Consider the following 19,630-nt stretch of genomic DNA (forward strand, 5'->3'; position numbering starts at 1 on the left):
TTTGGGGGCCTCAGCCGGTGACCACGACCACCGTGCCGGCCATCTTGTCCGCGAAGGTCTGCCGCTTGGCGTCCCAGAGCGGCCACAGGTAGCCGATCAGGCAGCAGAGCGCGTCCAGCAGGTGCAGCAGCCGGCGGCCGATCGCCAGGCCGGTGCCGAGGTAGCTGCCGTCGGCTATCCGCAGCACCCTGGTGCCGACCACCTTCTTGCCGGGCGACTGGCCGGTGCTCCCCTCCATGTTCGCCACGACCAGCAGCGTCACCAGGTTCACCAGGCTGCCCAGCGACGACCCGGTGGCGAGCTGGATGGCCGTACCGGGCAGGCCCACGATCAGCCAGTCGATGAGGAAGGAGACCACCCGCCGGCCCCAGTTGGCCAGCGGCGGAGCGGGCGGGTAGGGCAGGTCGTAGCCGGGTGGCCGCTGGTCGTACGCGTTGCTCATCGGATCCTTCTGATCGTCGTACCGGCGCCTGGCGTCGGTGCTTGGCGTCGCTGCTTGATGCCGGTTCGTGCGGGAGCTGCCCGAGAACGCCGACGGCCCGTTCGCTCCGTCCGGAGCGACCGGGCCATCAGCCGTGCTCAGTGGAAAACCGTGCCGCCCGCTACCGGGCAGCCGCGCGAGCTACTGCGCGCGAATCACCAGGCTGTTGGTCACCTTGTCGGCGAAGCACTGGCCCTTGTCGTCCCAGAGCGGCCAGAGGTAGCCGAGGCCGCAGAGCAGGTTGTCCAGGACGTGCGCGAGCTTGCGCACGAAGGCCATGCCGAAGCCGAGCGGCCGGCCGTCGATCTCGCGGACCAGCTTGATGCCCACGGCGCGCTTGCCGATGGTCTGGCCGGTGCTGCCCTCGCGGACCAGCTGCCAGATGAGCAGGCCCAGCGTGAGCACGGCGCCGACCAGGATGATCGCCACGCCGCCGCCGCTCAGACCGGTGGAGGCGGTCGTGGTGGCGGGGGTGCAGACCGGGGCCGAGGTGTCGCTCGGGTCGGTGGGGAAGGTGCAGTTGGGCACGCCAGAGGCCACGCTGCCCACCACCATCGCGATGCCGATGAAGTAGCAGATGGTGAACGGCACGAAGATCACCAGCGAGTCGATGATGTACCCACCGACCCGGGCGCCCCAGCTGGCCACCACCGGCGGGCCCGCCGGGGCGTAGCCGTAGGGAGCGGCGTCCTGCTGCGGGTAACCGTAGTTCGGGGCACCCTGCTGCGGGTAGCCGTAGGCCGGCGGCTGCTGGCCGTACGGGTTCTGCTGCGGCGGGACGCCGTACGGCGCCTGCTGGGGCTGGCCGTACGGCTGCTGGGGCTGACCGTAGGGCGCCTGCTGGGGCTGGCCGTAGGGGTTGTTCGGGTCGGGCGGGTAGGACACGGAATGCCTCCGGGCGGGACGAGCTCTGCGGGCAGTTGGGACAGTGGGGACAGCGGGTGAGACTAGTGGAGCGCTATGACGGTGCGACACCCAGGCGGAAGAGCTGCCAGATCCAGGCGACCGCCAGCGCGCCGCCGATCACGACCCCGCGCCGACGCGGCGTCAGCGACCACCACCAGGCGTCCCCGCCGAGCGGCGCGGTGAGCAGGCCGAGTACCGCGACGACGGTCACCGGATTGGCCGTCAGGGCGGCCAGCCAGTGGCCGTGTCCGGCCTCGATGAAGACCGTGGTGCTGCCGCAGGCCGGGCACGGGATGCCGGTGAGGCGGCGCAGCGGGCAGAGCACCCCGGGATCGTGCGCGTCGTGCAGCACGGCGACCGCCAGCGCCGCGCCGGTCGCCAGCGCGCAGCGCAGGGCGGTGCGGGTGAACCGGGTGGTCGGGCCGGCGGGCGTCCGGGCGGGCCGGGCGGCCCGCACCGGGGTGATCACCGCAGGCCGGATGGCGGCGGGTGTCCCGGAAGCTGTTGCGATGGAGTGGTCACGAACGTTCTCCCCCGATCACCCGCGGGCCGCAGTTTCGGCGCTGCGCGGGCCATGTGACTGGTGCTCGGAGCCTATGGTCGACGGCAGCGGGCCACGCTGTCCAGCGCGTTGGCAGGGTGTGGACAGAACTGTGGCGCAACTGCAACCGGATCCACACGTTCCGTTAAGATGCGGGCGCGCGGAGAGCGGCGTGCCGAGCAGTGCCGCCGATCCGGGAGGATAGGGGTATGACTGCCCAGATTCTCGATGGCAAGGCCACCGCCGCCGCGATCAAGTCCGAACTCGCCGTCCGCGTCGCGGCTCTCAAGGAGCGGGGCATCACCCCGGGCCTCGGCACCGTACTGGTCGGCGACGACCCGGGGAGCCACTCCTACGTGCGCGGCAAGCACCGCGACTGCGCCCAGGTCGGCATCGCCTCCATCCAGCGCGAGCTGCCCGCCACCGCCAGCCAGGCCGACGTCGAGGCCGTCGTCCGCGAGCTGAACGAGGACCCCGCCTGCACCGGCTACATCGTCCAGCTGCCGCTCCCCAAGGGCCTGGACGCCAACCCGGTGCTGGAACTGATGGACCCGGACAAGGACGCCGACGGCCTGCACCCCACCTCGCTGGGCCGCCTGGCGCTCGGCATCGACGGCCCGCTGCCCTGCACCCCCTACGGCATCGTGGAACTGCTGCGCCGTCATGACGTGGAGATCAACGGCGCCGACGTGGTGGTGGTCGGCCGCGGCGTCACCGTGGGCCGCTCGATCGGCCTGCTGCTCACCCGCAAGAGCGAGAACGCGACCGTGACGCTCTGCCACACCGGCACCCGCAACCTCTCCGAGCACCTGCGCCGGGCCGACATCATCGTCGCCGCGGCGGGCGTCCCCTACCTGGTCAAGGCGCAGGACGTGCGCCCGGGCGCGGCCGTGCTGGACGTGGGCGTCAGCCGCACCGAGGCCGGCCTGGTCGGCGACGTGCACCCGGCCGTCGCGGAGGTGGCCGGCTGGCTCTCACCCAACCCGGGTGGTGTCGGCCCGATGACCCGCGCCATGCTGCTCAACAACATCGTCGAGGCGGCCGAGCGCCAGACCGCCCACTAGTCGCCACCCTGGGGATCGGAAATGAGCGCGGTACGAACGGGCCGGTCCGCACGTCGCCGGACGGCCCGGAACAGAGCGGCACCGAACACCGGGCCTGTGGCCACGGGGACACTGCCGCCGGAGGGCGCCAAGGCGGCCCTGGACCGCGGCCACTCGCTGCCGGTGCGGCAATGGCCGATAACGCTGGTCATGCTGGTGGTCGCGATCGGGCTGCTGGTCGCCTGGCTCGACGACTTCCGCTACGGCCTGCTGACCATCGGCGGCGGCATGCTGTTCGGCGCCCTGCTGCGGCTGCTGCTGCCGGAGGTCGGGATGCTCGCGGTGCGCAGCCGGTTCACCGACGTGCTGGTGCTGCTCTTCTTCGCGGCCGTGATCGTGCTGCTCGCCCTGGTGGCCCAGCCGGACCCCTGGCTGCGGCTGCCGGCGGTGGAGGACATCGGCAGCTATATCGGGCAGCGCCACTGACGCCGGCGCCGACGGGCGTTCGCCGGAGCCCGCCCCTGGCCGGGGCGGGCTCCGGCACGCTGTGACGCACCAGCCACGCCGGTGGGCACGCCCTCGGGGCGCCCTTGCGATAACCTGACGCCGGTTCTCTCGATGTCGAGAGAAAACATCCTCGGCTCCAGTGCGCCGACGTGCCCTGGGGCATGCTGGCGATCGCTGGAGAAGGAAACATGACTCGCACCCCCGTCAACGTCACCGTCACCGGAGCGGCCGGCCAGATCGGCTATGCGCTGCTCTTCCGCATCGCCTCGGGCCACCTGCTCGGCGCGGACGTGCCGGTGAACCTGCGCCTGCTGGAGATCCCGCAGGGCCTCAAGGCCGCCGAGGGCGTCGCCATGGAGCTCGACGACTGCGCCTTCCCGCTGCTGCGCGACATCACCATCACCGACCAGGCGAACACGGCCTTCGACGGCGCCAACGTCGCCCTGCTGGTCGGCGCCCGCCCGCGCACCGCCGGCATGGAGCGCGGCGACCTGCTGCAGGCCAACGGTGGCATCTTCGGCCCGCAGGGCAAGGCCATCAACGCGCACGCCGCCGATGACATCAAGGTCCTGGTGGTCGGCAACCCGGCCAACACCAACGCCCTGATCGCCCAGCGCAACGCCCCCGACGTGCCGGCCGAGCGGTTCACCGCGATGACCCGCCTGGACCACAATCGGGCGATGGCCCAGCTGGCCAAGAAGGCCGGCGTGACGGTCGAGGACGTCAAGAAGGTCACCATCTGGGGCAACCACTCCGCCACCCAGTACCCGGACCTGTTCCACGCCGAGATCTCCGGCAAGAGCGCCTTCGACGCCGTCGGCGGCGACCAGAAGTGGGTGGAGGACTTCTTCATCCCGAAGGTCGCCAAGCGAGGCGCCGAGATCATCGAGGTCCGTGGCGCCTCCTCGGCCGCCTCGGCCGCCAACGCCGCCATCGACCACGTCCACACCTGGGTCAACGGCACCCCGGCGGGCGACTGGACCTCGATGGGCATCGTCTCCGACGGCTCCTACGGCGTGCCGGCCGGCCTGATCTCCTCCTTCCCGGTCACCACCAAGGACGGCAAGTTCGAGATCGTCCAGGGCCTGGAGATCTCCGACTTCGACCGCGCCCGGATCGACAAGTCGGTCGGCGAGCTGGCCGAGGAGCGCGACGCGGTCACCGAGCTCGGTCTCATCTGACGAACACCCCGCCGTACCCGTGCCCCGGCCGACCGCTTCGGTTCAGAAGCGGTCGGCCGGGGGCGCTTACACTGGCCGACCGTGAACGAAACCCTCCAGGACGCCGCCCTCGTCCTGCTCTTCATCGTCCTCGGTGGGCTGTTCAACATCGCCGAGATCTCGCTGATCTCGCTGCGCGAGGGGCAGATCAGGGCACTGGCGGAGCGCGGCACCAAGCGGGCGGCCCGGGCCGCCCACCTGGCCGCCGATCCGAACCGCTTCCTGGCCGCCGTCCAGGTCGGGGTGACCTGCATGGGCTTCCTCTCGGCCGCCTTCGGCGCGGACACGCTGGCCGGCAAGCTCTCCCCGGTCTTCGTCCGGCTGGGCCTGTCCAGCGGGGTCGCGGACGCGGTCGCCCTGGTCGGGCTGACCCTGCTGATCTCCTACATCTCACTGGTGCTCGGCGAGCTGACGCCCAAGCGGATCGGCCTGCAGCGGGCGGAGTCGATCGCGCTGCTGGCCGCGCCGGTGGTCGACGTCATGTCGGTGGTGCTGCGCCCGGTGATCTGGCTGCTCGGCCGTTCCACCAACCTGATGGTCCGCCTCTTCGGCGGCGACCCCAAGGCCGGGCGCGGTTCGATGAGCTCGGAGGAGCTGCGCGGCCTGGTGGCCGCCAACACCGAGCTGGGCAGCGACGAGCGGGCGCTGATCGCCGATGTCTTCGCGGCCGGCGAGCGCCAGCTGCGCGAGGTGATGGTGCCGCGCACCGAGGTCACCTTCCTGGACGCCGACCAGCCGCTCACCGAGGTCCGCGAGGAGACCAGCACCTCGCCGCACTCGCGTTACCCGGTGGTCGAGGGCTCCTACGACGCGGTGGTCGGCTTCGTCCACGTCCGTGACCTCTACCGGGCCCGTGGTGAGCGGGCGCTGCGGGTGCGCGAGATCGCCCGTCCGGTCAAGCTGCTGCCGGCCACCAAGAAGGTGCTGGAGGCGATGAGCGAGATGCGCCGTGAGGGCCACCACCTGGCGATGGTGGTGGACGAGTACGGCGGCACGGCCGGCATCGTCACGCTGGAGGACCTGGTCGAGGAGGTGATCGGCGAGATCCGCGACGAGTACGACGCCCAGGAGACCACCGCGACCCGGCGGCTGGCGGGCGGCGGGGTCGAGGTCAACGGTCTGCTCAACCTGCCGGACTTCGCCGAGGAGACCGGGGTGGCGCTGCCCGAGGGCCCGTACGAGACGGTGGCCGGCTACGTGGTGGCCGAGCTGGGCGAGCTGCCCGAGGTCGGTGACCAGGTGCTGGTGGACAAGGAGGGCGCCGAGCACGGCGTGCTGCTGACCGTGGCGGCGCTGGACGGGCGGCGGATCGACCGGATCCGGGTGCGCGCCGAACCCGCACCCGAGGCGGCGGGCGAACGATCGTCCGAACCTCCAAACGAAGCCGGGTCCTGACCGCCTGCCGAAGCTGGAAGAATGGCGGTCATGGTCAACGCAGCGGTCACCAGTCCGGCGAAGGATCGCCCTCGGGTGCTCTCCGGCATCCAGCCCACCTCCGGCTCGTTCCACCTCGGCAACTACCTCGGCGCGGTGCGCCAGTGGGTGGACCTCCAGGAGGCGAACGACGCCTTCTACATGGTGGTCGACCTGCACGCGATCACCGTTCCACAGGATCCGGCGCAGCTGCGGGAGAACACCCGGGTCTCGGTGGCCCAGCTGCTCGGCGCCGGCCTGGACCCGGAGCGCTGCACCCTCTTCATCCAGTCCCAGGTGCCCGAGCACGCGCAGCTCGGCTGGGTGATGAACTGCCTCACCGGCTTCGGCGAGGCGGCCCGGATGACCCAGTTCAAGGACAAGTCGGCCAAGCAGGGCAGCGACAGCACCACGGTCGGCCTCTTCACCTACCCGATCCTGCAGGTCGCCGACATCCTGCTCTACCAGGCCGACGCGGTGCCGGTGGGCGAGGACCAGCGCCAGCACCTGGAGCTCACCCGCGACCTGGCCGAGCGCTTCAACAGCCGTTTCGCGCCGACCTTCACGCTGCCCAAGGCGTACATCCTCAAGGAGACGGCGAAGATCCTGGACCTCCAGGACCCGACGGCCAAGATGAGCAAGTCGGCCTCCTCGCCCAAGGGCCTGGTCAACCTGCTGGACGACCCCAAGCTCAGCGCCAAGAAGTTCAAGAGCGCGGTGACCGACACCGACACGGTGGTCTCCTACGACGAGGAGAAGAAGGCCGGCGTCTCGAACCTGCTGCGGATCCACGCGGCGCTCAGCGGGCAGAGCGTGGAGCAGTTGGTCGCGCACTTCGAGGGCAAGATGTACGGCGCGCTCAAGACCGAGCTGGCCGAGCTGTTCGCCGAGTGGGTGGTGCCGTTCCAGCAGCGGACCCAGGCCTACCTGGACGACCCGGCGGAGCTGGACCGGGTGCTGGCGGTGGGCGCGGAGAAGGCCCGCGCGGTGGCCGGCGAGACCCTGGCGACGGTCTACGACCGCATCGGCTTCCTTGCGGCCGCCAAGCGCTGATGCCCGAGCCGATGCCTGCCGATGGTGGCGATCTCACCGAGGTCGCCACCATCGGCGCGTCGTTGACCATCGGCGTGGCCGTCACGGTGCCCGAGCCGTTCGGCTCGGCGATCCAGGACACGCGCGCGGCGCTGGGCGATCCGCTGGCCCGGGCGATACCCACGCATGTCACGCTGCTGCCGCCGACCGAGATCCCGGCCGAGCGGTTGCCGCAGGTGCGGGCCCACCTGGCGGCGGTGGCGGCCGGGCGCCGCCCGTTCCGGATGCAGCTGCACGGCAGCGGCACCTTCCGCCCGGTCTCCCCGGTGGTCTTCGTCCGGGTCGAGGAGGGCGCGCAGGAGTGCCGTGAGCTGGAGGCCGAGATCCGATCCGGCCCGCTGGCCCGGGAGTTGGCGTTTCCGTACCACCCGCACGTGACGGTGGCGCACGGTCTGGCGGAGGAGGTGCTGGACGCCGCGGCGGTCCAAGTGCGGGCCTTCCACGCGGCTTTCGCGGTGCCCGCCGTCACGCTCTCCTGGTTCGGCGCTGATGCGGTCTGGCGCCCGTGGCGTGCTTACCCGCTGGGTCAGCGTTAATCAGCGCGAATCAGTTGCGTGAAATACAGAATGTAATCTCTTATTACTTTCTCATTCACCGCACCATCAGCTGAGCGCTATACTCAGCCGTTAATGGCTGCGGGGGGCTTATCGGCCAGAAGGCTCACCGTCTGGAGAGATGATGCGCTGTCCCCGCACGGTCCGGCGAGTCATGCGTGCCGTGGCCGGCCGGGCCCGCCGGGTCGGCGTGTTGTCCGGGGTGCTGCCGGCGCAACGGACGGCCGAGCAGCCGGGCGCCGTGCCGGAGCCCGAGCCGGCGCCCGCCCCGCCGAGCGCCGAGGAGCTGCGCCGGGAGCGCGAGGAGCAACTGCTCGAGCGACGGCCCGCGTTGGTGCGGCACGACGGCTTGCTGGCCGAGGTACGCGACGACCTGCTCTCCGGGGACGCCTACCTGCGCAGCTTCACCGAGGTGACCGATCTGCTGCGCACCAGCGGGGTGGTGTTCGCCCCGATCCGCGGTCAGGGGTTCCGGCAGTGGGTGGTGATCGCGCCCGGCCAGCGGGCCGAGGTGCTCGCCGCCTGCGTTGCCGCCTTCGCCGGCGAGCCGGTCTATGCGGACCTGCTGGGGCACGACGTCACGCTCAGCACGGTGCTCGCCGAGGAGCTGGCGCAGGCCGTCGCGGCCCTGGAGGCGGTCCCCGAGGCGGCCGAGGAGCCCGGTGAGTCCGGGGTGTTGGTCAAAGGGGTGCGGATCTACCGGCCGGTGGTGACCGGCGGGCGCACCCTGTCCTACGCCGCGGACCACGGCTGTGACCTCGACTTCTGGGATTCGGCCAGGCCCTCCCAGGGCGCGATCGCCGCGATCCACGAGCCGCCGTTCGGCTGGTGGGTGCCCTCCTTGGAGCCGGAGGCGACGGTGCGGATCGGCGATCGCGAATTCCCGGCGCCGGCCGCGTTCGCCCGGCCACTGCTGGACGACGTCACCTTTCCGGTGGACGCGGTGATCACCTGGGTCGACGACAGCGACCCGGTCTGGCACGGCCGGCGCGCCGCGGTGCTGGCCGCGATGGACCGGCCGCCCGCCACCGGGGACGGCCCCGAGCGCTTCCACAACCGCGATGAGCTGCGCTACTGCCTGCGCTCCATCGCCATGTACGCCCCGTGGATCCGGCACGTCTTCCTGGTCACCGACGGGCAGCAGCCCGACTGGCTGGTGGCCGAGCACCCGGACCTGACCGTGGTCTCGCACCGTGAGCTCTTCGCGGATCCGGCGGTGCTGCCGGTGTTCAACTCGCACGCCATCGAAACCCAGCTGCACCGAATTCCGGGTCTCGCCGAGCATTTCCTGTATTTCAACGACGACATGTTCCTGGGACGACCGATTCGGCCCGAACAGTTCTTCCACGGAAACGGCGCGCCGGCGGTCAATCTCGATTCCCGGGTGATCCCGCCGGGACCGGTGACGGGCGACGACGACGAGTACGTGGCCGCACAGAAGAACACCCGGGCCCTGATCCGGCGCGAGTTCGGCCGGGACACCACCAACACCCTCAGCCACGCCCCCTACCCGCTGACCCGCACCCTGCTGGCCGAGAGCGCCGAGGAGTTCGCCGCCGAGCTGACCGGCACCGTGCGCTCGACCTTTCGCTCGACCACCGACATCGCGCCGATCACCCTCGCCGTCAGCCGCGGGTACCTCGCCGGCCGGGTCGCCTGGGGCCGGATCGGCCACCGCTACGTGGACGTCGACCGGCAGGCCGCCCTGGAGCAGCTGCCCGGTCTGCTCGGGGAGCGCGCGATCGACACCTTCTGCCTCAACGACGGCGTCCTGGCACAGGTGCCCAGGCCCGAACAGGACCGGATCGTCACGGCCTTCCTGCAGGACTACTTCCCGGTGGCGGGCCCCTTCGAGCAGTCGCTGCCGGCACCGGCGGCCCGGACCGCTCCCGAGCAGACCGCGCCGGCCGAGCAGCTCGACCCGACCACCGGGCCCGCCGAGTCGGCGGGCTCCGCCCCGCAGCCACACCTGGTCGAGCAGCACGGCTGACCCCCGGCCGTACCCGACGCGAAAGCCCGCGGGCCCCGTGACCAGCACTCAGGTCACGGGGCCCGCAGGCCTTCCCAGCCGAGGACTCGGCCCAGCAGGCCGTCAGCCCAGCAGACCGTCCACCACCCGGGCCGCGGCGTGGCCGTCGTCCAGGTCGCAGTAGGTCGAGCGGAACGCGGTGTAGGCCTCGCGGTGCTCGGCCGCGACCCGGTCCAGGTCACCCAGCGCCTCGACCAGCTCCGCCGACGTCCGCAGCAGCGGCCCCGGTGCGTCCCGCTCGAAGTCGAAGGTGAACCCGCACAGGTTGTCGCGGTAGTGCTCCAGGTCGTAGGTGAAGAAGAGCACCGGCCGACCGGTGTTGACGAAGTCGAACACCGAGGCCGAGTAGTCGGTCACCAGCGCGTCGGCGACCAGCAGCAGGTCGGCCATGTCGGGGTAGCGCGAGACGTCCCAGACGTAGCCGTTGCCGGCGTCGGCGACCGGGCCATAGCAGTTCGCGTGCGGGCGGACCAGCAGGACCTGGTCCTCGCCGAGCGCGGCACGGGCCGCCGCCAGGTCGATCCGCAGGTCGATCTGGTAGCCGCCCTGCGGGCGCTTGCGGTCCTCCCGGAAGGTCGGCGCGTACAGCACGACCTTCTTGCCCTCGGGCAGGCCCAGCTTGCGGCGCACCTCGGCGGCCCGCTTCTCCCGGTCGGGGGAGAACAGGATGTCGTTGTGCGGGTAGCCGGTCTCCAGCATCTCGCCCTGGAACTTGAAGGCCCGACGCAGCACCGGGGTCGCGAAGCTGCCGCCGGAGATCAGCTTGCTCCAGGTCAGCACCTCGCGGTCGAGGTGCTTGAGGTAGTTGCTGTCGATGAACCAGATCTTCTCGAAGTCGTGGCCGATCCGCTTGAGCGGGCTGCCGACCCAGGTCTGCAGCACCACCTGGTCCGGACGCAGGCTCACGAAGTCGGGCAACTGGGCGCTGGTGACGATGTACTTGGCGGTGGCCACGGCCTCGTACCACTCCGGGCTCCACTGCCGCAGCCCGCGGGCGCTCTGCGGAAGTTCGGCCTGCTGGTCGTCCACCGTCCACAGGTGCTCCAGCGGCAGGCCGCGGCGGACCAGCTCCTCGTGGATGGCGCGCGGCGAGCCGGCGTACTGGCCGCCGTTGGCCACGTTGTAGAGCACCGCCTGGCGCAGCGGCTGCTGCTTGGCGGCCGGGTAGGCCTCCTTGCGCAGCACCCGCTGGCGGTAGCCGCTGCGCTCGTGCGGGCCGAGGTCGGCGTGCGCCTCCAGCGAGAGCGTGTCGAAGTAGCGGCGCTCCAGCACCACCTGCTTGCCGCGCGCGCGGATCTCGGCGGGCAGCGCGGCGTGCGCCTCCAGCGCCACCTGGACCTTGGGCCAGGCGAAGTCGGGATCGCCGCCCTCGGGCCGGAAGAAGACCTCCCAGGTGCCCTTGTGCAGCGGTACCTGGCCCGCGTACGAGCTGATGGGGGTGGCCGGCAGGTTCACCTCGAAGCGGCCGTCGCTGACCAGCACCGGGTGCAGGTAGTCCTCCTCGCGCCAGACGTGACGGACCACCAGGTCGTAGCGGTGCTCGCCGGACAGCGGGAAGTGGCCGGTGAGCGTGAAGCCCTGCTCGTCAGCGCCGGTGATCCGGTCCACCACCGGCTGCACCAGCTGGTCGGCGAACTGCAGGTGCCCGGTGTCGGTCGGCTTGGAGACCAGCACCCGGGCGGTGCCCACCGGGGACTCGGGGTCCAGCGGCAGTTCGAGGTGCTGCAGCGGCGCCCGCTCGTCGACCATGACCGGCAGCGTGGTCCGGTCGGCCAGCAGCAGCTTGGCGTACCACTGGTCGGCGCTGCGGGTGTCGGCGGCCGGGTCCAGCGCGTTCCACCGGTCACGGACCTCGGCGAGCTGCGTGAGCGGGATCCGCGCGGTGAACGGCACCGGTCGCCCAGCCGGGGTGCCGAACTCGACCGGGAAGTCGATCTTGCTGCCGGACTGCGAGTGGTGCAGCTGCAGCCGGAGCCCGGACAGGTCGGAGCCGCCGCGCACCGTGCCGTTGAGCTCGATCTCGCCGTCCGCCGCACCCAGTTCGGTGACCGAGGCGCGCAGCGTCTCGACCTTCAGGTGCAGGAAGCCGTCCTTCAGGAACGGCACGATCCGCGTGCTGGCGTCGACCCAGTGGGTCGGGTAGCTCTGCGCCGTGTCGGCCCAGCCGCCGGAGATCCGGCCCTTGTAGACGCCGGCCTTGCCGACGCCGCCGATCAGCACCCGCCAGATGCCGTCCTGCCACTGGCCGCGCTTCTTCAGCTTCGCCGGATCGATGAAGGTGGTGAAGCCGGCCCAGTCGCAGCTGTACAGGTCGTGCGGGGAGCTCGCGGTCGCTTCGGGCGCGTACTGGGTCTTGGCGGAGAAGGTGACGATCCGCTTGCCCTTGGCCTCGCGCAGCACGATCTTGCGGACCAGGTCGTGCTTGCCCTCCACACCCACGTGCTCCGGGAAGGCGTGCCCGGTCAGCCGCAGCTTGCCGTCCTCCCAGGCCGACTCGTAGACCCGGCTGCGCATCACCAGCGCGTTGTCCAGCCGCAGCACGTCGGCCGGCACGCTCTTGCGCCCACCGCGCAGGAACGGGTAGTCGGCGTACGGCCGGACCAGGCCGCGAGCCGGCGCCGCGCCGTTGCTCTCGGCCTCGAAGGCCATCTGCTCGACGAGCTCGTCGATCCGGCCCTGCAGGGTCAGGTGGTACTTCAGCCGCAGCGGCGCGCGCAGCTTGCGGACCAGCTCGGGCCCGATCACGCGCAGCAGCCGGCCCACGCACTCCAGGTACGCGTCGCGGTAGTCCTGCTCGCCGTCGACCACCGACCAGAAGAACATCGGGATCTCCTCGACGAGGTTGTTCTCGTCGTAGGAGCGCAGGTACTCCTTGAACTTCGGGTCGGTCTGCTTCAGCAGCCAGGTGCGGACCAGCTCCATCGAGGTGACCCGGTCGATCAGGCCCTTCGGGTTGGTGCGCATCTGGGTGATCGACATCTCGCCGACCTCGCGCTCGCGCCAGTGGTAGATCGGCTCGGTGAGCACGTCCACGCTCTTGGCCAGGTAGTGGTGCGGCACGCTGACCGGCGCGTCCTCGTACAGGATGCCCTCGGGGTAGAGCAGGCCGGCCATGTCCCAGAAGCTGCGCCGGTACACCTTGTTCCACGCGGTGCGGTCGGTGACCAGCGCCGGGATCTCGGTGATGTGGGTCTTCAGCCTGGTCTCGCGGAACGGCTTGGCGTGGCCGCCCGACGGGTAGTGGCCCACCGCGCGGAAGCGCAGCACGTTGCCGGTGGCGAAGTCGGAGCCGGTCTTGTCGAGCGTGGAGATCATCAGCTCGTACGCGCTCGGCGGCAGGGTGTCGTCACTGTCCACGAAGGCCAGGAACTCGGTGCCGTCGGTCAGGTGCAGCAGGCCGGTGTTGCGGGCGGCGCCGAGGCCGGCGTTCTGCTTGCGGACCAGTCTGAATCGGGAGTCCTTGGCGGCGAACGCCTCGGCGAGTGCCGCGCTGCCGTCCTTCGAACCGTCGTCCACCATGATGCACTCGAGGTCGCTCATGGTCTGGGCGGCGATGGACTCCAGGCACTCCTCCAGGTACCGCTCGACGTTGTAGATCGGAACAACGACAGAGAGACGGGGGGCCATCTTCGGGGCGGGCCTTTCATCAGGGGCGGTGTCACGGCCTGGAGCGGACCCGAGGCTTCGAGGGCCACCGGACAGGCGGTACGCGGCGAATCCTACCGTCCGACCCGGCCGGCCCCCCGTGTCGGCCAGGCCCGGCGGGGCTGAGCGGACGCCGGCCGGTGACCTGTCAGGCTGAACCGCATGGGATTCCTCACCAGGCTGCCGGTGATCGGTCCACTGGTCGCCGCCGTGCTGCGCAGCCGCCCGTACCGCGTCTACCAGCACTTCACGGCGGCCAAGGCCAACCGGCTGGCCGGTGCCGTCACCTTCTTCGGCTTCCTGGCGCTCTTCCCGCTGCTGACGGTGGCTCTGGCGATCGCGGTGACCACCCTCACTCCGACCCGGGTGGACACCCTCAAGCACAAGATCGCCGACCAGGTCCCGGGGCTGGCCAACTCGCTGGGTCTGGACTCGCTGATCGCCAACGCCGCCACCGTCGGGGTGCTCAGCGGGTTGCTGCTGCTGATCTCCGGGCTCGGCTGGGTGGGCACCATACGCGGTGCGATCCGGGACATCTGGCAGCTGCCCGAGGAGGACGGCAACGTGGTGCTGCGCAAGGTCTGGGACTGCGTGGTGCTGGTCGGCCTCGGCGTGGTCTCGGTGGTCTCGCTGGGCGCCTCCGCGATCACCACCCAGCTGGCGGGACGGCTGGCCAGTGGCCTCGGCCTCTCCGACCAGGGCCAGGCGCACTACCTGCTGGCGGTGGCCGGCTTCGTCATCGCGGTCGGCGCCGACCTGCTGCTCTTCCTGTACCTGCTCGCCCCGTTCCCCCGGATCGCCGGCCAGCACCGCCGCGACCTGATGACCGCCGCGCTGATCGGGGCCGTCGGCTTCGAACTGCTCAAGCTGCTGCTCTCCTCCTACCTGGGTTCGGTGGCGGGCAAGAGCCTGTACGGCGCCTTCGGCGTGCCGGTCGCGCTGCTGCTCTGGATCAACTTCGTCTGCCGGCTGCTCATGTACTGCGTCGCCTGGACCGCCCTGGCCGACCCCGAGGGCGCCCGGGCCCGCGCCCGCGCGAGCGCGGAGACCGCCTACCGCGCTGCCGGCGAGCTCGGCATGGCCGGCCCGCCGACGCGGCCGTAGCGGCTTGAGGCCCTAGGGCCTCTCTTACGGATCTTGCCGGGCGTGCGACGCCGGGCCTCCCGCCTGGACGCACCGGCGAATCATCCAAGTACGACCCAGTACGAGGACGATCCGCCGGCACACCCAGCCGGGCGCCCACCGCCGCGCGCTGATCCGACAAGATCCGTAAGAGAGGCCCTAGCTGTCCCGCTTCGGCCGGCGGCGCAACGCGGTGGCGCCGCGCAGGGCGGAGGAGGCGGTGGCACCCCGGGGTGCGGCGGCCCGGCCGGCGGCCGGGACCGGCGCGGACCGGCGCCGGTTCAGGAACCAGCCGGCCGCAGCGGCGCCGATGACGGTGACGACGCCGATCACCGTCCAGCTCTCCGGGCTCGGCATCGTCGAGCCGTGCCGGAGCGGCCCGGCCAGCTGCTGCCGGCCGCCCGGCACGCTGCCCGGCAGCGCCTGGCCGGGGACCGGCACCGGCACCAGTGCGGACCCGGCGGCGGGGCTCGGCGCGGTCGCGGCCGTGACGGCCGGCTTGGCGGAGACCAGTCGCCCGACCGGGGTCAGGCGGCCGCCGGCGGCGAAGCCCCAGTCCAGCAGCGCGGCGGTCTCGTCGTAGACCTTCATATAGGTGTCCGGGTGCATCACCGCGACCAGCAGCGTGTGCCCGTCCCGCTCGGCGGCGCCGACGAAGGTGCTGCCCGCGTTGGTGGTGTAGCCGTTCTTGACCCCGATCAGGCCCGGGTACTTGCCGAGCAGCCGGTCGGTGTTCTGGATCCCGAAGGTGGCGCGCTGACCGGTCCGGCTGTCCACCAAGCCGGGGAACTGGGCGTCCTTGGTGGCGCAGTAGGAGCGGAAGTCCGGGTTGCGCAGGCCCTCCCGGGCGAACAGGGTCAGGTCGTAGGCGCTGGTCAGCTGCCCGTCCTCGTCGTAGCCGTCCGGGGAGACCACGTGGGTGTCGGCGGCCCCGAGGTCGTTCGCCTTCTGCTGCATCTGACGGACCGTCTGGTCGACGCCGCCGTTCATGTGCGCGAGCACGTGCACCGCGTCGTTGCCCGAACTGAGGAAGACCCCGCGCCACAGGTCCTCGACGCGGTAGTCCAGGTCCTCCTTGACGCCGACCAGGCTGCTGCCGCTGCCCAGCCCCGCCAGATCCTCGGGCGCCACCCGGTGCACGACCCTGCGGTCGATCTTGGGCAGCACGGTGTCGGCGAAGAGCATCTTCAGCGTGCTGGCCGGCGGCAGCCGCAGGTGCGGGTTGTAGGCGGCCAGCACGTCACCGGAGTCGGCGTCGGCCACCAGCCAGGACATCCCGGTCAGCCCCTCCGGCAGCCGCGGCGCCCCCGGCCCGAGCGCGACCTGCACCCCGGGCAGCCCGAGCCGCTCACCACCGACGACGGTGGCGACCGGCGGCGGCTCGGCCGCGGCGACGGGGGCGGCCGCCAGCACCAGGGCGGCGGCCAGCGCGGCGGCCCGACGACCAGTACGACACATCAGGTAAGCATCCAAGTGCATTTGGTGTCCGTACCCGTCCAACGTCCACCGGCCCCGGCCCGTCGCCCGGCTCGCCGGAACGGGGGACCGCCGACTGGGCTGATCGGCTCCCTGCCGTTCGGTATGAAGGCCCGCCGCGAGGTGATCGGGAAGCTGACCGTCACCACACTTGAGCCCAACGAGGACCACTGGGACGAAGCGGAGATGGCCTACGCCGACGTGGTCCGGAAGCTGGTTGACCTCGCGTTCAAGGGCTACGCCTACAACCGCATCGCGGCGACCATGAACAAGGAGGGCACCCCCGCCCCGGGCACCACAGCGCAGCGGAACACCGAGGCGCGCAAGAAGGCCGTCCGGGAGCGCGGATTCCCTGGCCGGCAGCGGACCGGGATCATCTGGCGGGCTCAGACCGTGCGTCACATCCTCACGCACCCCTGCATCGGCGGGTTCGCCTCGGTGCGCCTCCCGAAGGGCCCCAAGGGGACGTTGGCCAACGTCATTGCCCGGGACCAGTCAGGGGCTCCGCTGACGCCGCACCAGGGCATCATCCCGAGCCAGACCTGGCTGGAGCTCCAAGAGAAGATCGGTCAGCGCGGCCTCGCTGAGCGGCAGTACGAGAACGGCGTGCCGGAGCTGTCCGGCTGGAAGTTCTCCCGTTGCGCCATGTGCGAGGGCTCGATGGGCAAGAGCGGGTGCTACTACATGTGCGCGAACCCCATTGGGCACGGTGGTCTGTCGGTGCAGACCGCTCACCTTGACGACTACGTCGCCCGCCAGGTTTGGGCGAAGATCACCAACGCCGATCTCGCCGATCCGGATGACCAGGCGTGGCTGGTGGCGGCTGCTCTACGGTTCGCGGAGCAGGAGGACCTTTCCTCGCTGATCGCTACGCCATAGCAGGATTCGGCGTGGCTACGGGTCTGGGACTTCCGATCGGATCTCTCGGTCACCTGCTGTGACCTGGCCTTTCGGCCGGTTGGCCCGGGTGGCCCACGCGCGCGTGCACGACGCGGGTGCAGGCGCGCACCTGCGCGTACGCGTAGGGCCGCCTGGTCAGCAGGAGTCTCGTGCCGCTGCCACCCGGGCGCGTCGGTCGGTCACAGCCGGCCTGAGCCCAACCGGCTGCGGAACGGCCCGCCAAGCCGCGAAATCCCTGCTCTGGCAGGAGGACGGAGTTACCTATCCGAACTGTCGTTCACCCGCCGTGCGGTCGGCGCTGGTCCGGTCGGCGCGCCGAGCACTGCCCGGCCTGTCATGAGACGCTCGCCAGCACCTGCGCGGGCGACGCTCACCGAACCGGTCAGCACGGCGCTCGCAGGTGCCTGCTGCCCGCCACGGTCGGTCTCCGGCAGAACGGCCGGGGCCTGTGGCGCCGTGCGCCCTACCCGAGCCGTTGAGCTGCCCACTGCCCCCGCCTGGCCCCTTCGAGGGTCGGTCGGGGGCTTTTCGTCGTCCGGGTGCTTATCCGAGGTAGGGGGTCGCCCGGTGTTCCAGGAAGTGCTGGAGCCGGAGCCGCTGGGTGTGGTGCATCGGCAGGTTCTCGATCTCGGTCGGGGCGACGAACTGGAGGTCGGTGGATTCGCTGGAGATCCTCAGTTCTCCGCCCGTGATACGAGCGGTGAAGCACACGTTGAACTGTTGGCGGACCTCGCCGTCCGAGTAGGCGATGATGTGGCGGGGGTCGGTGTACGTGCCGACCAGGCCCGTGATCTCCACAGCAAGTCCGGTCTCTTCCTGGACTTCCCGCACCGCCGTCCCGGGCAGCGACTCGCCGAGGTCCATCGTTCCGCCGGGCAACGCGTACAGCCCGTTGTCGGTTCGCCGTTGCAGCAGGATGCGGCCCCTGTCGTCGGTCACGACGGCGGATGCCGCGACGACGACCCGGTTCGGCTTGGGGGCGTCGGGATCGTCGTAGTACTCGGTTCGTGCCACGTGATCAGTTCTCCTCAGCCGGTCGAGCGGTGTCCCACACCGCGTCGAAGCTCGCAGCATAGGTGTCGAACAGCGTCCCTGCGCCCGAGCGCCGCAGGTGCCAGACCGGCGCGCCAAAGGCGTTGACGCCCCACACGTGCGCGTTCACGAGGAGCTGGTCATCTGCTCGGTACAGGCTGTTGTAGAGCGTCGTCGAGTGGGTGCGGATCTCGATCCCGGGAGTCCCGAGGAGAGGGCGGTAGTGCAGGAGCGCGAGTCTGCAACGGGACTCGATGCCGTGGCCGAACTTCTCCTCCTGGCCGCGCTGCCTGACGTTCTCGCTGTCGGGGTCACCGAGGGCGATGCGGACGGTGCAGCCCTCGGCGGCGCGTTCACGGAGCAGGTCGTTGAGCCGGGGGTACGCCTCGTGGAGGAAGACCGCCGCGTAGACAAGGACGTCGATTCGCTCCGTGGCCTTGCCGAGCAGGTCCACGAAGACGGAGACCGGCAAGTCGGCCCGCTGCTCGTACAGCCCCACCAGTTCAGGGCTTATCGCGCGGGCGGCACGGGGCTGCCGCAGGCTCGGCCACAGTGCGAACACGTCTTCTCCCAGTGCTTCGGCAGCCAGGCGGGCTGTCCCTAGCCGGGGCGTCCTGTTCTGGTTGGCCCATCGTTCAACCGATTTGGTGTCCACGCCGGCCTTCTCCGCCAGGGCGGCGTGCGTCCAACCGCCGGACGTCATAGCGCTTTTCAGTCTCTCGTTCGGCATCGCGATTGTCTCCCCACAGACACCGGGCCTTTGTTGGGGACGTTCTACCGCACGGGGGACGTCCCGAAGTGTCCTTTGCACGAGGTTCCACCGTCCCGGGCGACTGCCGGACCTTGGTATCCACCAAGTGGGAGGAGTGGGCAGATGACGACGGGCGGGCAACGCAGGACCCTCGCCGAGTACCGGGCCGAGCAGCGCCAGCGTGCCTCTGTCGGCAACCCGTTGGACGAGTACGACCCGGAGTATTCTGCCCGGGCCATCAGGGGTACGCCGCGTGGGTGGCCGTTCTGCACCTGCGGCAGCGACAAGTGCCCCGACAAGGACATCGCGTGAGTGCCGCTCAGCAGGCCGACGGCGGCCCGGAGCCGGTGGACCCCTTCGAGTGGATCAGGGCTCACCCGTGGCCGCGTGAGTGCCCTGCCGAGCCCCGACCGGTGCTGACTCCGGAAGAGTTCAGCGAAGCTCCGTTGACGACCGACGAGCGGCGACGGCGGGCCGAACTGCTCGCCAGGGTGCGCGAGGCCAACCACCCCCGCTGCTGGCCGGCCAACTGACTCCCGCCCCGGTCGTCATCCCTGGCAGACAGCCGACCGGAGCGGGGTCCAACACCGAACGACCCGGACACCGACCGGTGATTCGGAACACCTCAGTGTGTGAGGAGCCACCGGCATGACCACTCCCACGCCCGGCCCCAACCGTCCACCCGGCCCCGGTCCGATGCCGCCGGAGTGACGACGGAGCACGCAGACGCGGAGAACACACCAATCATGAGGAGGCACAGCCATGGGAAAGCACGGCGGAGGCGGCGGCAACGACGGGCCCGGCAAGGCGGGCGGGGGCTCGGGCGGCGGTCACTCGGGGTCGCCGGACACGGCCCCGCAGGACGGGCAGCGGGACGCGCCGCCCACCAACCTGCCCAAGCCCGGGAAGTAGGCAGCC

Annotated in this window: 19 protein-coding genes; 12 read left to right on the forward strand and 7 right to left on the reverse strand. The window is 71.0% G+C overall.

All coding sequences use genetic code 11. The features are described 5' to 3' along the window. Positions 1-10 precede the first annotated feature (10 nt). The 3 genes from P3T41_RS24580 to P3T41_RS24590 form a co-directional block, all read right to left on the reverse strand. Positions 11-442: an RDD family protein gene (locus P3T41_RS24580; protein WP_280692321.1), complete on the reverse strand. Its 432-nt coding sequence runs from the start codon at positions 440-442 to the stop codon at positions 11-13. 180 nt (positions 443-622) lie between these two features. Next, positions 623-1,366 carry an RDD family protein gene (locus P3T41_RS24585; RefSeq protein WP_280692323.1) on the reverse strand — a complete coding sequence of 248 codons (744 nt, stop codon included), beginning with the start codon at positions 1,364-1,366 and terminating at the stop codon, positions 623-625. Between the two features lie 73 nt (positions 1,367-1,439). Then, entirely contained in the window at positions 1,440-1,856 is a 417-nt protein-coding gene (locus P3T41_RS24590; RefSeq protein WP_280692325.1) for a DUF2752 domain-containing protein, read from the reverse strand. Between the two features lie 281 nt (positions 1,857-2,137). Here P3T41_RS24590 and P3T41_RS24595 point away from each other — a divergent pair, with 281 nt between their 5' ends. The 7 genes from P3T41_RS24595 to P3T41_RS24625 all read left to right on the forward strand — a co-directional run bounded on the left by P3T41_RS24595 (position 2,138) and on the right by P3T41_RS24625 (position 9,747). Next, complete coding sequence (locus P3T41_RS24595; protein ID WP_280692327.1) at positions 2,138-2,992, forward strand: bifunctional methylenetetrahydrofolate dehydrogenase/methenyltetrahydrofolate cyclohydrolase; 855 nt, start codon at positions 2,138-2,140, stop codon at positions 2,990-2,992. Positions 2,993-3,088: 96 nt separating this feature from the next. Then, positions 3,089-3,457: a DUF3017 domain-containing protein gene (locus P3T41_RS24600; RefSeq protein WP_280692329.1), complete on the forward strand. Its 369-nt coding sequence runs from the start codon at positions 3,089-3,091 to the stop codon at positions 3,455-3,457. A gap of 209 nt (positions 3,458-3,666) precedes the next feature. Next, on the forward strand, positions 3,667-4,659 hold the full coding sequence (locus P3T41_RS24605; protein WP_280692331.1) for a malate dehydrogenase: 993 nt from the start codon (positions 3,667-3,669) through the stop codon (positions 4,657-4,659). An 81-nt stretch (positions 4,660-4,740) separates the two neighbouring features. Beyond that, a complete protein-coding gene (locus P3T41_RS24610) occupies positions 4,741-6,093 on the forward strand; it encodes a hemolysin family protein (protein WP_280692333.1) in 1,353 nt (450 codons plus the stop codon). A gap of 30 nt (positions 6,094-6,123) precedes the next feature. Continuing rightward, a complete protein-coding gene (gene trpS, locus P3T41_RS24615; RefSeq protein ID WP_280692335.1) occupies positions 6,124-7,164 on the forward strand; it encodes a tryptophan--tRNA ligase in 1,041 nt (346 codons plus the stop codon). An 11-nt stretch (positions 7,165-7,175) separates the two neighbouring features. Continuing rightward, the gene (locus tag P3T41_RS24620; protein WP_280692336.1) at positions 7,176-7,739 is read left to right on the forward strand and encodes a 2'-5' RNA ligase family protein; all 564 of its coding nucleotides are present in this window, start codon (positions 7,176-7,178) and stop codon (positions 7,737-7,739) included. A 172-nt stretch (positions 7,740-7,911) separates the two neighbouring features. Beyond that, positions 7,912-9,747 carry a Stealth CR1 domain-containing protein gene (locus tag P3T41_RS24625; protein ID WP_280692338.1) on the forward strand — a complete coding sequence of 612 codons (1,836 nt, stop codon included), beginning with the start codon at positions 7,912-7,914 and terminating at the stop codon, positions 9,745-9,747. A gap of 102 nt (positions 9,748-9,849) precedes the next feature. On the opposite strand, the gene P3T41_RS24630 is transcribed toward P3T41_RS24625, so the two are convergent. Beyond that, a complete protein-coding gene (locus P3T41_RS24630; protein WP_280692364.1) occupies positions 9,850-13,413 on the reverse strand; it encodes a CDP-glycerol glycerophosphotransferase family protein in 3,564 nt (1,187 codons plus the stop codon). Positions 13,414-13,593: 180 nt separating this feature from the next. Between P3T41_RS24630 and P3T41_RS24635 the strand changes: the two genes are divergently transcribed. Further along, positions 13,594-14,535: a YhjD/YihY/BrkB family envelope integrity protein gene (locus P3T41_RS24635; protein ID WP_280692365.1), complete on the forward strand. Its 942-nt coding sequence runs from the start codon at positions 13,594-13,596 to the stop codon at positions 14,533-14,535. A gap of 177 nt (positions 14,536-14,712) precedes the next feature. Here the strand turns inward: P3T41_RS24635 and P3T41_RS24640 are convergent, their stop codons facing one another. Further along, a complete protein-coding gene (locus P3T41_RS24640) occupies positions 14,713-16,032 on the reverse strand; it encodes a serine hydrolase (protein ID WP_280692367.1) in 1,320 nt (439 codons plus the stop codon). Between the two features lie 102 nt (positions 16,033-16,134). On the opposite strand from P3T41_RS24640, the gene P3T41_RS24645 reads away from it, so the two are divergent. Further along, on the forward strand, positions 16,135-16,908 hold the full coding sequence (locus tag P3T41_RS24645; protein WP_280692369.1) for a recombinase family protein: 774 nt from the start codon (positions 16,135-16,137) through the stop codon (positions 16,906-16,908). A gap of 564 nt (positions 16,909-17,472) precedes the next feature. Here the strand turns inward: P3T41_RS24645 and P3T41_RS24650 are convergent. After that, on the reverse strand, positions 17,473-17,943 hold the full coding sequence (locus tag P3T41_RS24650) for an NUDIX domain-containing protein (protein WP_280692371.1): 471 nt from the start codon (positions 17,941-17,943) through the stop codon (positions 17,473-17,475). Positions 17,944-17,947: 4 nt separating this feature from the next. After that, on the reverse strand, positions 17,948-18,691 hold the full coding sequence (locus P3T41_RS24655) for a helix-turn-helix domain-containing protein (RefSeq protein ID WP_280692373.1): 744 nt from the start codon (positions 18,689-18,691) through the stop codon (positions 17,948-17,950). A 144-nt stretch (positions 18,692-18,835) separates the two neighbouring features. On the opposite strand from P3T41_RS24655, the gene P3T41_RS24660 reads away from it, so the two are divergent. From P3T41_RS24660 to P3T41_RS24670, 3 genes are all read left to right on the forward strand, one after another. Further along, a complete protein-coding gene (locus P3T41_RS24660; protein ID WP_280692374.1) occupies positions 18,836-19,024 on the forward strand; it encodes a hypothetical protein in 189 nt (62 codons plus the stop codon). Then, the gene (locus P3T41_RS24665; protein ID WP_280692376.1) at positions 19,021-19,245 is read left to right on the forward strand and encodes a hypothetical protein; all 225 of its coding nucleotides are present in this window, start codon (positions 19,021-19,023) and stop codon (positions 19,243-19,245) included. Before P3T41_RS24660 ends, P3T41_RS24665 begins: the two co-directional genes overlap by 4 nt. 229 nt (positions 19,246-19,474) lie before the next feature. Beyond that, on the forward strand, positions 19,475-19,624 hold the full coding sequence (locus P3T41_RS24670; RefSeq protein WP_280692378.1) for a hypothetical protein: 150 nt from the start codon (positions 19,475-19,477) through the stop codon (positions 19,622-19,624). Positions 19,625-19,630: the final 6 nt, after the last annotated feature.

Source organism: Kitasatospora sp. GAS204B, from assembly GCF_029892155.1.
Taxonomy (GTDB): domain Bacteria; phylum Actinomycetota; class Actinomycetes; order Streptomycetales; family Streptomycetaceae; genus Kitasatospora.